This is a genomic window from Mesorhizobium sp. M7A.F.Ca.CA.002.09.1.1, assembly GCF_003998555.1.
Taxonomy (GTDB): Bacteria; Pseudomonadota; Alphaproteobacteria; order Rhizobiales; family Rhizobiaceae; genus Mesorhizobium; species Mesorhizobium ciceri.
Window position 1 is genome coordinate 1 of the sequence record NZ_RZRR01001632.1, and the last position, 422, is coordinate 422.

The following is a 422-nucleotide window of genomic DNA, read 5'->3' on the forward strand; positions in this document are numbered from 1 at the left end:
AGCTTGGCCTCTCGCGCGAAAAGACGACCCAGATGTCGCCGCCGACCGAAGTCACTTTTTCATCCTCGCCGGCATAGGCCTGGAGCCCCGTCACGGCCTCCACGGGCGCAGGCTTGCGCATCACCCGTACGGCCACCTGATCGCCTGCTTTGGCCGAATCGGCCGGGAACGGATTGCCGGCGGCAAGCTTCAGCCAGTCCTTGGCACCACGCACGATGATGTCGACATGGCGGCCGAAGGTTTTTTCGAAGGCTGCCTCCAGCCGCTGTTCAAGGTCGGCAATATCAGTTGCCGGCGCCTCGAAGACCAGATTTCCGGTCGCCACCAGGGTGCGCGGGTTCTTCAGCCCGAGATCTTCCGCCATGGCCTTGAGATCGGCCATGACGACCCGGCGGCCCTCGCCCAGAATGATGCTGTAAAGC

At 63.5% G+C, this 422-nt stretch carries 1 protein-coding gene; it reads right to left on the reverse strand.

Annotation, left to right across the window (positions count from 1 at the left end; genetic code table 11):
* Positions 1 to 422, reverse strand: a 422-nt coding sequence (locus EN994_RS35065; protein WP_164746608.1) for a DUF1697 domain-containing protein, incomplete at both ends; no start/stop codon positions are given.